General features: G+C 65.8%; 9 protein-coding genes. 5 read left to right on the forward strand and 4 right to left on the reverse strand.

Annotated elements, in window-relative coordinates:
* The first annotated feature begins 72 nt into the window (after nt 1-72).
* Entirely contained in the window at nt 73-1482 is a 1410-nt protein-coding gene (locus BWQ93_RS10650; RefSeq protein ID WP_077030530.1) for a sugar porter family MFS transporter, read from the forward strand.
* A gap of 63 nt (nt 1483-1545) precedes the next feature.
* On the opposite strand, the gene BWQ93_RS10655 is transcribed toward BWQ93_RS10650, so the two are convergent.
* Entirely contained in the window at nt 1546-3048 is a 1503-nt protein-coding gene (locus tag BWQ93_RS10655; RefSeq protein WP_077030531.1) for a tryptophan halogenase family protein, read from the reverse strand.
* Between the two features lie 269 nt (nt 3049-3317).
* On the opposite strand from BWQ93_RS10655, the gene BWQ93_RS10660 reads away from it, so the two are divergent.
* Entirely contained in the window at nt 3318-6542 is a 3225-nt protein-coding gene (locus BWQ93_RS10660) for a TonB-dependent receptor (protein ID WP_198040365.1), read from the forward strand.
* Nucleotides 6543-6600: 58 nt separating this feature from the next.
* Here BWQ93_RS10660 and BWQ93_RS10665 read toward each other — a convergent pair whose 3' ends face one another.
* The 3 genes from BWQ93_RS10665 to BWQ93_RS10675 are packed head-to-tail and all read right to left on the reverse strand — an operon-like array spanning nt 6601 to nt 10920.
* Nucleotides 6601-7317: a DUF6445 family protein gene (locus BWQ93_RS10665; protein ID WP_077030533.1), complete on the reverse strand. Its 717-nt coding sequence runs from the start codon at nt 7315-7317 to the stop codon at nt 6601-6603.
* A gap of 31 nt (nt 7318-7348) precedes the next feature.
* On the reverse strand, nt 7349-8518 hold the full coding sequence (locus BWQ93_RS10670; RefSeq protein ID WP_077030534.1) for an endo-1,4-beta-xylanase: 1170 nt from the start codon (nt 8516-8518) through the stop codon (nt 7349-7351).
* Nucleotides 8515-10920, reverse strand: coding sequence for a glycoside hydrolase family 3 N-terminal domain-containing protein (locus BWQ93_RS10675; protein WP_232314587.1), 2406 nt, complete (start codon nt 10918-10920; stop codon nt 8515-8517). The genes BWQ93_RS10670 and BWQ93_RS10675 overlap by 4 nt, the downstream gene beginning before the upstream one ends.
* A gap of 127 nt (nt 10921-11047) precedes the next feature.
* Here BWQ93_RS10675 and BWQ93_RS10680 point away from each other — a divergent pair, with 127 nt between their 5' ends.
* The 3 genes from BWQ93_RS10680 to BWQ93_RS10690 all read left to right on the forward strand — a co-directional run bounded on the left by BWQ93_RS10680 (nt 11048) and on the right by BWQ93_RS10690 (nt 16108).
* Nucleotides 11048-13168 carry an alpha-glucuronidase family glycosyl hydrolase gene (locus BWQ93_RS10680; protein WP_077030535.1) on the forward strand — a complete coding sequence of 707 codons (2121 nt, stop codon included), beginning with the start codon at nt 11048-11050 and terminating at the stop codon, nt 13166-13168.
* A gap of 82 nt (nt 13169-13250) precedes the next feature.
* Nucleotides 13251-14330: a LacI family DNA-binding transcriptional regulator gene (locus BWQ93_RS10685; protein WP_077032327.1), complete on the forward strand. Its 1080-nt coding sequence runs from the start codon at nt 13251-13253 to the stop codon at nt 14328-14330.
* Nucleotides 14327-16108 carry an IlvD/Edd family dehydratase gene (locus BWQ93_RS10690; protein ID WP_077030536.1) on the forward strand — a complete coding sequence of 594 codons (1782 nt, stop codon included), beginning with the start codon at nt 14327-14329 and terminating at the stop codon, nt 16106-16108. The genes BWQ93_RS10685 and BWQ93_RS10690 overlap by 4 nt, the downstream gene beginning before the upstream one ends.
* Nucleotides 16109-16115: the final 7 nt, after the last annotated feature.

The raw sequence follows: 16115 nt of genomic DNA on the forward strand, positions 1-16115 counted from the left end.
AAATCAAGGGGCTTGCGCTACTCGCGACATCAAATCATGATAGCGCTACCATAACGGAGCTTGGGAGAGCGCATGAACACCACGTCGGGAAGCCAGACCAATCTGGCGCTCATTTTTGCGATCGTCGCCGTCGCCACGATCGGGGGTCTGCTGTTCGGTTACGACAGCGGTGCGGTTAACGGGACGCAGGACGGATTGCGCACCGCCTTCGCCCTGGGCGAGGCGGGGCTGGGCTTTACCGTCGGATCACTGCTTATCGGCTGTTTTATAGGCGCATTCCTTGCAGGCAAGCTCGCGGACGTGCTTGGCCGACGCAATGTGATGATATTGTCTGCGGTGCTGTTCCTCGTCGGTGCGCTGATTCAGGGCTTTGCCCATGTCCAGGCGCTGTTCGTCGTCGCCCGGATCATGGGCGGGATGGCGGTCGGCGCGGCGAGCGTGCTGTCGCCGGCCTATATCTCCGAAGTCGCTCCCGCGCATATCCGCGGCCGCATGACGACGGTGCAGCAGATCATGATCATTACCGGGCTGACCGCCGCCTTCGTCGTCAACTATTTCCTCGCCGCGAGCGCCGGCACCTCGACCGCGCCTTATTGGGCGGGGATCGAGGCGTGGCGCTGGATGTATCTGATGCAGGCGGTCCCCGCGGCGGTCTTTCTGATCGCGCTGCTCTTCATCCCCGAAAGCCCGCGCTATCTGGTGTCGAAGGGGCGGATCGACGAAGCCGGCCAGGTGCTGACCAGATTGTTCGGCGCCGACGAAGCGGCGACCAAAGTCGCGGAGATCAAGGCGAGCTTCAACGCCGATCATCGCCCGCGGCTGTCGGACATCTTCGATCCGGTGAAGGGCGGGGTGCGCCCGATCGTCTGGGCGGGCCTCCTGCTCGCGGTGTTCCAGCAGCTCGTCGGGATCAACGTGATCTTCTATTATGGCGCGACGCTTTGGCAGCTGGCGGGTTTTACCGAGGACCAGTCGCTGCAGATCAACATCGTGTCGGGGGTCGTGTCGATCGCGGCCTGTTTCGGGACGATCCTGCTGGTCGACCGGATCGGTCGCAAGCCGCTGCTGCTGATCGGATCGGCGGGGATGGCGGCGACGCTGTTCGCGCTCGTCTACGCCTTTGCCAATGGCACGCTCGACGCCGACGGACAGCTGCAACTATCGTCGTCGCTGGGCACGCTCGCGCTGATTGCCGCCAATCTGTACGTGATCTTCTTCAACCTGAGCTGGGGCCCGATCATGTGGGTGATGCTGGGCGAGATGTTCCCGAACCAGATCCGCGGATCGGCGCTGGCGATCTGCGGATTTTTCCAGTGGTTCGCGAACTTCCTGATCTCCTTCACCTTCCCGATCATGGCGGTCGGGCTGGGCCTCGCGGTCAGCTACAGCTTCTATGCGGTCTGTGCGGTGATCAGCTTTTTCCTGGTCAAGCGCTTCATCGTCGAAACCAAGGGCAAGGAACTCGAGGCCATGACCGGCTGAGCGCGTCCCAGCGAAGCCTGTCGAAGGGGGCCGGGCGACCGGCCCCCTTTTTCGTGGCCGGGATCAGGCGGCGCAATGCTCGCGGATATAGTCGCGGTGGAGCGGCATATGGTCGACCGACGCGGTGACCGCCGCCTTGATCTGGCGCAGCCGGTCGCGCGTCTGCTCGATCGGCATCAGTTCGGCGACCGGGTCGAAGCCGCGCGCGCCGAGCCGTTGCCCCTCCATTACCGCGAACCAGCTGGTGTCGTTGAACAATTCCTCATGCTCGCGAAAGGCGCGGCCGCTGCTCTGGAACACACGGATCTTTTCGGCGAGCCGGTCGGGGATCGGCATCGTGCGGCAATAGTTCCAGAAATCGGAGTCGTCGCGCGTCGTCACATGATAGTGCAGCACGAGGAAATCGCGCACCAATTCGCTCTCCTCGACCATCAGCCGGTTGTAGCGCTCGATGCTTGCCGGTTCGAAGCCGCGGTCGGGAAAATTCGATAGCAGGCGCGCGATGCCCGTCTGGATCATCCAGATGCTGGTCGATTCGAGCGGTTCCATGAAGCCCGCCGACAGGCCGATCGACACGCAGTTCTTTTCCCAGAAGCGCGCGCGGTGGCCGGTCGTGAATTTGAGGAAGCGCGGATCGGCGAGCGGCTTGCCGTCGAGATTGGCCAGCAGCACCGCCGCCGCCTCGTCGTCGGAGATATAGTCGCTGCAATAGACATGGCCGTTGCCGATGCGGTGCTGGAGCGGGATGCGCCATTGCCAGCCCGCCGAGCGCGCGGTCGACCGGGTGTAGGGCGTGAACTCCCCGCCATGTTCGCACGGCACCGCGACCGCGCGGTTGCACGGCAGGAAAGACGACCAGTCGACATAGGGGACGCCGAGCGCGCGCCCGATGAGCAGGCCGCCGAACCCCGAACAGTCGATGAACAGCTGTCCGCCGACGACGCGCCCGTCCGCCATCGTGACATGCTCGATATGGCCGGTTTCTCCATTGCGCGCGACGTCGGTGATCTTGCCCTCGACGCGGCGCACGCCGTTCGCCTCGGCCAGTTCGCGCAGATAGAGCGCGTAGAGGCCGGCGTCGAAATGAAAGGCGTAGGCGATCGACGACAGCAGCGAACCCGGCGCGGTCGTCGGGCGCATGAACTTGCCGTGGCGGGCGGCCTTCGCCATCACCGAATAATCCTCGACGTCGGCGAACTCGGGTTCGCCGCGCAGCCGCTGCCAGAAAGCGTGGAAGGACACGCCGCCCATATCGACGCCGATGTTGCCGAAGGGGTGGAAATAGCGCTGGCCGATCCCGCCCCAGTCGACGAACTCGATCCCGAGCTTGAAGCTGCCCTTGGTGCGGCGGACGAAATCATCCTCGTCGATGCCCAGCATGCGGTTGAAGATGTTGATCTGCGGGATCGTCGCCTCGCCGACCCCGACGGTGCCGATCTCGTCCGATTCCACCAGGGTGATGCGCGCATAGTCGGGGCCCAGGATGCGGGCGAGGGCGGCCGCGGTCATCCAGCCCGCGGTGCCGCCGCCGACGATGACAATCGATTGAATTCGGTTCGTTTCCATCACACTCCCCCTCCGGCGTCGGCATTTTTGTCACACCCGATCACCATCGTTGATCCCTAGCGCAAATCACCGCTTGTCGAAAGCCGGTGTATGCCATATGACATGCAAATGGTAGCGCTACCTTTTCAGGTTCGCGACTATATGAGGCCGAAAAGGCCCGTGACATGGGAGGGGTTTAAATGCCTGTTGCAACGATATTTTCTCGTAAAGCGCAGCACACGAATCACGCGGCGCCCTGGCTTCGTATCGGCGCCTCGACGCTGGCACTCGTGGCCGCCACGATAATCGCTACCCCGGCCCTGGCCCAGGACAGTGACGAGAGCGAGGTCGCCGAGGCGAGCGGCGACGACGCGATCGTCGTGACCGGCTTCCGCGCCGCGCTGCAGAGCGCGCAGGGTCGCAAGGAAAATGCGGATACCGTCATCGACTCGATCACCGCCGAAGATATCGGCGCGCTGCCCGACCGCTCGGTTACCGAGGCGCTGCAGCGTATTCCAGGCGTCACCATCAACCGCTTCTCGGCGGGCGTCGACCCCGACCATTTCTCGGTCGAGGGGTCGGGCGTCACCATCCGCGGCCTCAGCTATGTCGGATCGCGCTTCAACGGCCGCGACGCATTCAGCGCCGGTAACGGGTCGGGGCTGAGCTTCGCCGACGTGCCGTCCGAGCTGCTCGCGGGGGTGGATGTCTACAAGACGCCGTCGGCGGACCTGATCGAGGGCGGCATCGGCGGCATCGTCAATTTGCGGACACGCCTGCCCTTCGACCAGACCGGCCTGCTGATCGCCGGTTCGGCCGAGCTCAACTACGGCGACTTCGTCGAAAAATCGGCGCCGACCTTTTCGGCGCTGGTCAGCAATCGCTGGTCGACCGGCATCGGCGAGATCGGCATCCTGGCGAGCGCCTCCTATTCGCAGCTCTATTCGCAGGCCGACCGCATCGGCATCTCGAGCTTTCGCCCGCGGACGAGCTATTCGGACGGGACGCGCACCGATGTGGTGCCCTTCTCCGGCGCGACCGCAGGACCGTCGGTCCTGTTCCCGCGCGGCGCCGTGCTCGGCCGCCAGAATTTCAACCGCGAACGCTACGGCTATTCGGGCGCGCTGCAGTGGGAAAGCAACGACGGCACGTTGGCCGCGACCTTCCAGTTCCTGCGGTCCGACGCGCGTCAGGCGTGGAGCGAGAATACGATCGAAATCGCCACCGACAATGTGTCGAACAACGGCGATTCACGCGCCGTTGCCGGCACCTCGCTTGATTTCGACGACAGCGGCGTATTCGAAAATGGCGTGATCACCGGCCCGACCGGCTGGCGCGCCGACCAGCAGACCGACGACGTGCGCACCCCGGTGCTCGGTCTCCAGTCGAACAATATCCGGCGCGATCATTATGAGCGGATCAAGACCACCGACTATTCGGCCAATCTGCGCTGGACGCCGACCGAGAATTTTGCGCTGAACTTCGACTATCAGCACGTCGATTCGAAGAGCGACGTCGAGGACAACACGCTGTGGGGTTCGTCCTATCAGGATGCAGCGATCACGCTGAACGGCAAGGGCCTGCCGCTGGTGCAGTTCCTGCCGCCGCAGACCTGCATCAATCCGGCCTGCCCGGGTCCGGAAGGATCGACCGGCGGCACGATCGGTTTCGACGACGACGACCATCCCTCCTATTTCGGGACCAACCACCAGAGCTTCACCGATCCGTTCAACAGCTTCTATCGCGCGGCGATGGACCATCTGGAAGCGAGCGAAGGCAGCGAGGACGCCTTCCGCGTCGATGCCGAACTCTCCTTCCCCGACAGCGGCTTCCTGAAGTCGGTGCAGGTCGGCGGGCGCTATGCCGATACCGAGCAGACCGCGCGTTTCTCGATCTACAATTGGGGCGTGCTCAGCGAGCAATGGGGCAATGGCGGGCCGGTCTGGTTCGACGACAATGTCGACGGCGTGGTCGGCGGCACCGGCGGCACCCCGCCGCAGGGCTATGAGCAGGTCTTCTATCCGAACTTCTTCCGCGGCGCCGCCAACAATCCGATCGCGGGCCAAGGGCGCCTCTTCTACTCGGGCGACACGGTGAAGGACCGCGAAGCCTATATCGCCTATGCCAACGCCATCGCGCGCGAATGGCAGGGGACGACGACCTGCGGCGTCGATGGCCGGACGATCAACGCGGGTTGGAATTCGCTCGCCGACCGCTGCGGCAATGTCGCGGGCACGCCGTTCCAGCCGGGCGAGATCAACCCGCAGCAGAACAAGAATTTCGCACTCTACGGGATGGTCAAGTTCGACAGCGAATTCGGCGGCGGAACGCGGCTGACCGGCAACGTCGGGCTGCGCTACACGCGCACCAAGCGGACGTCGCAGGGTTTCCAGCAATTCGCCAACAATCCGACGTCGATCACGACCGAGCAGGCGTGTATCGATGCCGCCAATGCCGGGCAGCCGGCGACCGGTTTCTGTACCTTCACGCCCGCCGTGCGCCAGCAGGCGCGCGACTATTTGAACGGCGCGCTGCTGCCGATCGACGCCAAGACGACCTATGATTATTTCCTGCCCAGCGTGAACCTGAAGCTCGAGGTCGGCGGCGGGTTGCAGTTCCGCGCGGGCTATTTCAAGGGCGTCTTCGCCCCGCCCTTTGGCTTCTCGCGGAATTATTTCAATGTGACGGGCCTGTCCGCCGAGCAGAATGTCGACAGTAGCGGCGCGGCGATTCCGGGCAGCTTCCGGATCCAGTCGACGGTGACCGCCGGCAATCCCAATCTGTTGCCCACGACGTCGGACAATTTCGACCTCACCGCCGAATATTATTTCAGCAAGGTGGGACAGATCACGCTGTCGCTGTTCCACAAGCGGCTGCACAATGTGGTGACCAATGCGACGGTGTCGACCGACCTCACCAACAATGGCGCGACCTTCCCGGTCGTGCTGACGACGGCAGTGAATTCGGAGGACACGGGCAAGGTCACCGGTGCCGAAGTGTCGTACCAGCAGGTGTTCGACTTCCTGCCGGGGCCGCTATCGGGCCTCGGGCTGCAGGCGACCTATACCTATGTCAAATCGTCGGGTGTGCCGCAAACGACGCTGTCGGCAACCGACCCCGATGTTGCGGCGGGGCGGCAGTCGGCGATTTCGGGCGACGCGTTCCCGCTCCAGGGGCTGTCGAAGCATACGATCAACTTCACCCCGTTCATCGACATCGGTCCGCTGTCGCTGCGCGCGTCCTACAACTGGCGCTCGCGCTACCTGCTGACGATCCGCGACGTGATCACGCCGTTCGATCCGATCTTCCAGCGCGCCTATGGCCAGCTCGACGCATCGGCGACGGTCAGCGTCACCGACAATTTCAAGCTGGGCGTCCAGGCGGTGAACATCCTGAACTCGCAGACCAAGACCGAGGCCGCGGTGCTCAACGGGGCCGGCGAGATCCAGTACGTCCCGCGCCAATGGTATATGAGCGACCGCCGCTTCACGATCCTGGCGCGCTTCACCTTTTAGGAGTGCATCCCGCCTCCTTCCCTCGGGCCGCCGCTTCGCAAGAAACGGCGGCCTTTCTTTATGCGGGCGGGCGATAGGCGAGGAACATCGTCGCGGTCAGGCGGCCCGAACGCGGATCGGCGGGATGCGCGACGGCGGGGTCGATGATCCCCGCGTGCAGGCTGTTGCTGCGATAGAGAATCAGCCGGTCGAACGCCGCCGGGATCGCGGCGACGCGGACATGGTCGGCGGTATCGGGCGACGGATAGGCCGGGCGATGCTGCACGGCGAGCGCAGCGTCGCGGGCGCGATCCCACTCCGCCTCGCGGTCGGGCGAAATCGCCTCATAGCCCGTCGACCGCTGCCGGAAAAAGGCGGTGCCGCCGAAATGGGGCGGGCAGAGATAGTGGACCGTCGCGAAATGCAGCGGATCGCTGGTGTCGATGTGCGGCACCGTCTGGAGCGGGACGAGCTTGGCCGCCGGCGTCGTGACGATCGAAAAGAAACATTCGGCGCGCGCGAGCCGGGCATCGCCGAGTGCATAGACGCGGCGCACGAGCGGATCGAGCCGCGTCGCCATTGCCCGCACATAGTCGAGCGGCATCGGGGCGCGAAGGCCGGGGTAGAGATTGCCCGCGACAGGCGAAAAGGCGACGGCGTTGCAGGCGAAATCGACGAGCGCGTTGGGGTCGGTCGTCGCGCCGTCGATGCGGATCAGCGGCGCGCGCTCGGCGCCGATCGCGAGGACGTCGATGACCGCGCTGTCGGCGGGACGGCAATCGGGCGCGGTCGTCATCCGCCCTTCCTTCGCCGCGATCGCCGCGCGGTCAAGTGCGCGGCGCGGCGCCCGCGAACAGCTCGGCCAGTGCGGCGCGCATCGGATGCGGGCGATAATCGTCGCCATATGGACAGCAGCGCTGCGGCAGGCCGTCGGCGCGCGGGGCAAAGCCTTGCAGCCAGCTATATTTATCGACCATGCCCCAAGCGAGGATATCGCGCAGCTGCGGATAGGCGAGCATCACCTCCATATAAGCGCGCGTGTAGTTCGCGACGCCGGCGTCGCGCGCGGCATGGTCGGCGGGCAGGCCATTGTCCTTGACGTCGAATTCGGTGAGCAGCAGCCGGTAACCCATGCCGGTGACCGCGTCGCAAAAGGCGCGCCACTCCTTGAGGTCATAGGGGCCGATGCCCGTCTTGCGGTCGATCGTGCGCATTTCGATGTGCGACTGGATGCCGAGCGCGTCGCACGGCACCCCGCGCTTGCGGAACCCCTCGAGCAGGCGCAGCACGCCGGCGCGGTGGTTCGCATGGCCGGGTTCCCAGCTCATATAGTCGTTATAAACGAGCTCGGCGTCGGGCAATTCGGTCCGCGCGGTGTGAAAGGCGAGATCGACGACCGCCTCGTGGCTGCCCATCGCCTTCGACATCGACGTATCGACGAAGGCGCCGGTCTTGTCGTCGAACAGTTCATTGACGACATCATAGCTGTGGATGACGCCGCGATAGCGCCGCGTCACGGTCTCGATATGGCTGGTGATCAGCCGCGCCGCCACGGTCGCGGGGCGCGCTCCATAGTAGTAATTATTGACCCACTCGGGCAGCCATTTCGGGCGGTGCCAGAGCAGGGTGTGGCCGCGGATATCGAGGCCCTTCGATTTGGCATAGCGGACGATCGCGTCGAAGGCGGCGAAATTATATTGGTCGGGGCCGGGGCGGATCGCCTGCCACTTCATCTCATTCTCGGCGACGACGAGTCCGCATTCGCGCTCGACTATGGTGCGATAGTCGGGATTGCCGATCGAGCCGCTGTCCGATCCTTCGGCGCCATAGGCGATTGCCGAACCGAAGCGCAGCCCCTTGCCCTGCGCGATGGCGTGCAGGCCCTCGTCCGGAGGCGGCGGCGAGGCAGCCGACCCGGCGCCGCCCGCGCAAGCGGCCAGCGATAGGGCCGAGAGGCCGGCGAGCGCCTCGCGCCGGCTGAGCGTGGTATCGATCATGGCGTGACAACCAGCTTGACGCTCTGCACCTCGGCGGAGTTCGGGCCCACCATGATCTCGAACTCGCCGGGTTCGATGACGCGCTTCATCTCGGCATTCCACATCTGGAAGGCCGCGGGGGTTAGCGTGATCGTCACCGGCCTCGTCTCGCCGGGTTTGAGCGTGATGCGCTGGAAGCTTTTCAATTCCTTGACCGGGCGGGTGACCGAACTGATGCTGTCGCGGACATAGACCTGCACCACCTCGTCGCCTTCGCGCGAGCCGGTGTTGGCGACGTCGACGGTCACCGAAACCGGCTGCCCCGCCGCGATCGACGGGGCCGACAGGCGCGGCGTCCCGATGGTGAATTTGCTGTAGCTGAGCCCATAGCCGAAGGGGAACAAGGGCGCCTTATCGTCGAACAGATAACCGCGCCGCGCGGTCGGCTTGTGGTTGTAGAAGAAGGGTAGCTGGCCGACGTTGCGTGCGACGGTGACGGGCAATTTGCCGCCCGGATTGACGCGCCCGAACAGCGCGTCGGCGATCGCATGCCCCTGCTGCTCGCCGCCGTACCAAGTCTCGAGGATGGCATCGGCCTTGGCGACGACGCCCGGATAGGAGGGCGGGCGGCCGTTGACGAGCACCACCACGACCGGTTTGCCGAGCGCCTTCAGCGCGTCGAGCAACTCCTCCTGCTCGCCGACGATGTCGATGTCCGACCGATCGCCGAGATGCGTGTCGGCCCAGCCCTCGCGGCTGGTCTGTTCGGTGTCGCCGATGAAGAGCAGGATATGGTCGGCGCCGCGCGCCGCCTCGACCGCGGCGGCGATGCGCTGGCGGTTTGCGGCGGGATCGGCGAGCTGGACCTCGTCGGCCCACCAGTCGTCATTTTCGGTGATCTTGACGCCTTCGCTATAGACGACGTTCGCCTTGTCGCCGACGAGTTCCTTGATCCCGTCGAGCGGCGATACGGTCTTGGGCGGGATGCCGTAATAGCCGCCGAGCCGCGCCACCGCGGCGTTGGGGCCGATCACCGCGATTTTGGGTTTCGCCGCACCGGCGGCCGGCAGCGCGAGTGGCAGCACGCCATCGTTCTTGAGCAGCACCAGCGACTTTTCCGCCGTGCGCCGCGCCAGCGCGATCGCCTCCGCATTGTTGGTGACCGCGGTATCCTTGATCCGCGCGAAGGGGTTTTCGAACAGCCCGGCGAGGAACTTGATCCGCAGCATCCGCGTCACCGCGGCGTCGATATCGGCCTCCTTCACCTTGCCCGCGCGCACCGATTCCACGAGCGTCTTGTATGCCGCGCCATTGGGCAGGTCGCTGTCGACCCCGGCCGCGAGCGCCTGGCGCGCGGCATCGGCGAGGTCGGGGGCGATCTTGTGCAGCCGGACGAGGTCGTCGATCGCATAATAGTCGCTGACGACAGCGCCCTCGAAGCCCCATTCGCCGCGCAGCACGTCGCCGAGCAGCCATTTGTTGACGTGGCTGGGGACGCCGTCGATCTCGTTATAGCTCGCCATCACCGCCTCGATGCCGGTGCGCTTGACCACCGCCTCGAACGGCGGGAAAAAATCCTCGCGCAATGTGCGTTCGGCGATCGGCGCGGGGCCGACGTTGGTGCCGCTTTCGGGCTGGCCGTGGCCGGTCATATGCTTGAGCGTCGCGAACACCTTCCCCGGCGCGAGCGGGCCGGGGCGACCCTTGCCCTGCAAGCCCTCGACCGCGGCGACCCCCATTTCGCTGACCAGGTAGGGATCCTCGCCGAAGGTTTCCTCGATCCGGCCCCAGCGCGGGTCGCGCGCGACGTCAACGACGGGCGAGAGCACATAGGGCACGCCGCGTGCGCGCACCTCGCGCGCGATGACGCTGTTGACGTCGCGGATCAGATCGGGGTCGAAGGTCGAGGCCATGGCGATCGATTGCGGGAAGCTGGTGGCGTCGCGCGCGGCGAGGCCGTGCAGCGCTTCCTCGTGGAAGAGCACGGGGATGCCGAGGCGTGTGTTCTTGGTCGCCCAGGTCTGCACCGCGTTCACATAGTCGACGCTCTCCTCGATCGAGCGCAATTTGTTGGTGCGCGGGCTGCTGGGGCCGCTGCGGTCGGACGGGCGCGCGACCTGGCCGAGGCCGTCGGGGAATTTCAACGACGCCTTCGCCGCATTCCACGTCGTGTCGGCGTTCTGCACATCGGCCTTGCTGTCCCACAGGGTGATGATCTGCGCGACCTTTTCTTCGAGCGTCATGCGCGCGAGCAAATCGGCGACGCGCGCGTCGACCGGCAGGCTGGCGTTGCGATAGGGGGCGCTGGCGGGAGGCTTTGCGGTCGCGGAGGCGGATACGGGTGCCGCGGGCTGCCCTGTGACCTGCGTCAGCGGCAGGATCATCGTCGTGGCCAGCAAGGCGGCCGCCAGCGTCATGCGCATGATCGTCTCTCTCCCTTTTTTCTTGCGCGGATCGATTCTCCACGCTTATGGTAGCGCTACCATGAACAGTCGCGACGGGCGCTGTCAAGTCATGGCGAGCGCGAAAAGGGGGAGACGAGCAAAGAGGATGCGGGGTGCAGCGACGATCCTGGCATTTGTGCTCGCCCTGCTGCTCGCGACCGGCCCCTCGCGGGCCGAGGACGGCTACGACCTGTGGCTGCGCTATCGCCCGCTGGAACCCGCTTATGCCAAAGAGGTACGGCAAATCGCGCCCGCGCTGTCGGTCGACGCGCCGCCGGGTCCGACGATCGATGCCGCAACCGCCGAGCTCAGCCGCGCCTTGGGCATCTGGCTGGGCCACCCGCTGGCGCTCGTTCCCGATGCGCGCGAAGCGCTTCAGTTGTGCCGGCGCGACCGGCCCTGCGCTGCGGCGCTGCCGACGCTGCGCGGCACCGGTCCGCCCGGTTCCTTTGGCATCGATCGTGTCGGCAGCCGGACGGTAATTTCGGCAGCAGACGACATCGGCCTGCTCTACGGCAGCTTCGCACTGCTCCGCCATATCCAGCAGCAGGCGCCGCTGAACGCGTTGCCGCAGGCCGACGCGCCGCGCGTCGCGATCCGCATGCTCGACCATTGGGACAATCTGGATGGCAGCGTCGAGCGCGGCTATGCCGGCCGCTCGATCTTCCAGTGGTGGCGCCTGCCCGGCTATGTCGATCCGCGGCTGACCGACTATGCGCGCGCCAACGCGTCGGTGGGGATCAACGCGGTCGCGGTGAACAATGTCAACGCGCCCGCGACCTTCCTGACCCCGCGATTCATCGCCAAGACGCGCGCGCTCGCCGACACGCTGCGCCCCTATGGCATCCGCGTCTTCCTGTCGGCGCGCTTTTCGGCGCCGCGCGATCTCGGCGGCCTGACCACCGCCGACCCGCTAGACCCCGAGGTTCAGCGCTGGTGGCAGACGAAGGCCGACGAAATCTATGCCGCCATCCCCGATTTCGGCGGTTTCCTGGTCAAGGCGAATAGCGAGGGCCAGCCCGGACCGCAGGATTATGGTCGGTCGCACGCCGATGGCGCCAATATGCTGGCGCGCGCGGTCGGCGACCGCGGCATCGTGATCTGGCGTGCCTTCGTCTATGATCCCGACCCCGCGGTCGAGCGGACGATGCAGGCGTACAACGCCTTCCAGCCGCTCGACGGGCAATTCGATTCCAATGTCGTCGTGCAGGTCAAGAACGGCCCGCTCGATTTCCAGCCGCGCGAGCCGGTGAGCCCTTTGTTCGGCGCGATGCCGAAGACACAGCTCGGGCTCGAACTGCAGATCACCAAGGAATATCTCGGCTTCTCGACCCATCTCGCCTATCTGGCGCCGCTGTTCGAAGAGGCGCTCGACACCGGCGGGCTGGGCCGGGATGAGCGCGCGACGCTGGCCGACATCGTCGCGGGCGGCCCCACCAGCCTGATCGCCGGGATCGCCAATATCGGGTCCGACCGCAACTGGAGCGGGTCGCATTTCGACCAGGCGAACTGGTACGCCTTCGGCCGGCTGGCCTGGGATCCGACGCGCTCGTCGGACGCCATAGCGCGCGAATGGGTCGCGCAGAGCTTCGCGCCCGACCCGGTGCTGATCGACGCCGTCGTTCCCATGATGCTGACGAGCCGCCAGACGGTGGTCGACTATATGACCCCGCTCGGCCTCGCGCATCTGATGGGCAGCGACCATCATTATGGCCCCGCGCCCTGGGTCGACGATCTGGAGCGGCCCGACTGGAACCCGGTCTATTACCACCGCGCCGACGCCGACGGGATCGGTTTCGATCGCACGGCGGAGGGCAGCAACGCGCTCGGCCAATATCCCGCCGGTCTGGCAAAGGCCTATGCCGAAGAAGGCGACCCCGCCCTGCCCTTCCTTTTGTGGTTCCACCGCAAGCGCTGGGACGACCGGCTGGCCACCGGGCGCACCGTCTGGGACGAACTGGTCGTCCGCTACGACCGCGGCGTCGCCGGAGTCGATGCGATGGCGCTGCAGTGGAACGGCCTTCGCAGCCGGTTCGACGCGCGCCGCCACGGCGAGGTTGCGGCGCTGCTGGCGGTCCAGCAGCACGAGGCGCGCTGGTGGCGCGATGCGTCGATCGCCTATTTCCAGTCGCTGTCGAGGCGCCCGCTGCCGCCCGGCCATGCGGCTCCGCCGTACCCGCTCGAATGGTATCGCACCCAACGCTTCCCCGAGGCGCCCGGCATATGATCGCGGCGCGCCTCCGATATTCGCCTAGCGTCGGCAGGTCAGACGTTTTAGGGACGCTGGCATGAGCGAAAAGAGCGCTACCATGCCCCGCCAGGGCCGCCGCCAGGGCAAGGCCCCGACCATTTCCGACGTCGCCGCCGCCGCGGGCTGTTCGCCGATGACGGTGAGCCGCGTGATCAATGGCGATTCCAACGTGCGGGCGGCGACGCGCCAACAGGTGATGGAGGCGATCGCTGCGCTCCGCTATATGCCGAACCGCGCCGCGCGCAGCTTGGCCGGCGGCGAGCAGTTGCGCATCGCGCTCCTCTTCGACAATCCCTCGGCATCCTATCTCAGCGAATTCCTGATGGGCGCGCTCGAAGAAGCGACGCGGAGCGATATCCACCTGATCGTGCAGAGCTGCCTCGACGTCGCCGAGGCTCAAGCGCTGATGCGCAACCTGGCGCAGGGCGGGATCAAAGGCTTCATCCTGCCGCCGCCGCTATGCGACGACCAGAGCGTGCTCGACCTGGTCAGCGAGCTCGATGCCATCGCCATCGCGGTGGGACCCGGCAAGGCGACGGGGTCGCACGGTGCGGTGATGATCGACGATTTCCAGGCCGCTTACGACATGACCCGGCATATCATCGACTTGGGCCACGAACGCATCGGCTTCATCATCGGCAATCCCGAACAGGTTGCCAGCGGCCGGCGGCTGAACGGCTATCGCGCCGCGATGGCCGACGCCGGACTCCCCGTCCTGGACGAATTGATCGTGCAGGGGCGTTTCAGCTATCGGTCGGGGATGGATGGCGCAGAGCGACTGCTCGCCGTCGATCCCCGACCGACCGCGATTTTTGCGTCGAACGACGATATGGCCGCGGCGACCGTGGCGGTCGCGCATCGCCGCCACCTCGACGTCCCCAACGATATCACTGTCTGCGGTTTCGACGATACCGCGATGGCGAGCACCATCTGGCCCGAGCTGACGACGATCCGCCAGCCGATCCGCGAGATGACCGCCTGGGCGGTGTCGGCGATCGCGACGATCATGCGCGCGCGCAAGGCCGGCGAGCATGCGCAGGAGCAGCAGATGACGATGCCCTATTCGCTGATCCGCCGCGAATCCGACGCCGCGCCCAGCCTCGCCACGCGGCGGCCGAAGGGGGTCGAGCGGCGGTGACCGGGTCCCCGCCCCGCCCCCGGCTGCGATCGCGCGACTGGTTCGACAATCCCGAACGCTGGGACATGACCGCGCTCTATCTCGAGCGCTTCATGAATTACGGGACGACCCCCGAGGAACTGCAGTCGGGCAAGCCGATCATCGGCATCGCGCAATCGGGCAGCGACCTGTCCCCGTGCAACCGCGTCCATGTCGATCTCGCGAAGCGCGTGCGCGACGGAATTCGCGATGCGGGGGGCATTCCGATCGAGTTTCCGGTGCACCCGATCTTCGAAAATTGCCGTCGCCCGACCGCTGCGCTCGACCGCAACCTTGCCTATCTGGGGCTCGTCGAGATATTGAACGGTTATCCACTCGACGCCGTGGTGCTCACCACCGGCTGCGACAAGACGACGCCGTCGCAGGTGATGGCTGCGACCACGGTCGATATTCCCGCGATCGTGCTGTCGGGCGGGCCGATGCTCGACGGCTGGCACGATGGCGAACTGGTCGGGTCGGGCACGGTGATCTGGCGCAGCCGCCGCGCGCTGTCAGCGGGGCTTATCGACGAGGAGGAGTTCCTCGAGCGTGCCACATCGAGCGCGCCGTCACTGGGCCATTGCAATTCGATGGGTACCGCGTCGACGATGAACGCGGTCGCCGAGGCGCTCGGCCTGTCGCTCACCGGCTGCGCCGCGATCCCGGCGCCGTACCGCGAGCGCGGGCAATATGCCTATCGCACCGGACGGCGGATCGTCGAAATGGTCCATGAGGATCTGCGCCCGTCGCACATATTGACGCGCGAGGCGTTTTTGAATGCCATCGCCACGGTCAGCGTGTGCGGCGGATCGAGCAACGCCCAGCCGCATATCGTCGCGATGGCACGGCACGCGGGGGTCGAACTCGAACCCGAAGTGTGGACCGACCATGGTTATGATCTGCCTTTGCTGGTCAACATGCAGCCGGCGGGGAAATATCTGGGCGAGCGCTTCCACCGCGCCGGCGGGGTGCCCGCGGCGATGTGGGAATTGCTGAACGCAGGCAAGTTATTCGGCGATTGTCTGACCGTCACCGGGCGCCGCATCGCCGACAATCTGGCGGGGCAGGAGAGTGCCGACCGCGAAATGATCCGACCGTTCGCCGATCCGTTGCAGGCGAAGGCGGGATTCCTGACGCTGAAAGGCAATTTATTCGACTTCGCGGTCATGAAGACATCGGTCATCTCGCCCGAATTCCGCACGCGCTATCTGTCGCGCCCCGGCGCCGAAGGGGTGTTCGAGGCGCGCGCAGTCGTTTTCGACGGATCGGACGACTATCATCACCGCATCAACGACCCGGCGCTCAACATCGACGAGAATTGCATATTGGTGATGCGCTCGTCGGGCATCCTCGGCTGGCCCGGATCGGCCGAGGTCGTGAACATGCAGCCACCCGATGCGCTGATCCAGCGCGGCATCCAATGGCTGCCGACGCTGGGCGACGGACGCCAGTCGGGCACGTCGGACAGCCCTTCGATCCTCAACGCTTCCCCCGAAAGCGCGGCGGGGGGCGGTCTCGCATGGCTGCGCGACGGGGACATGATCCGCATCGACCTCAACGCCGGAACCTGCGACATGCTGGTCGACGCGGACGAGATCGAGCGGCGAAAAGCCGAAGGCCTCCCCGAAATCCCGCCGAGCAATACGCCCTGGGAAGAGCTGTTCCGTGAAAAGACGGGCCAGCTTGGCGAAGGCGGGGTCATGGAGTTTGCACTGAAATATCGCCAGACGTCAAAGACGCTGCCGCGGCACAATCACTAAACTGCTG

This window comes from Sphingopyxis sp. QXT-31 (genome assembly GCF_001984035.1).
In the GTDB taxonomy this organism is placed as follows: domain Bacteria; phylum Pseudomonadota; class Alphaproteobacteria; order Sphingomonadales; family Sphingomonadaceae; genus Sphingopyxis.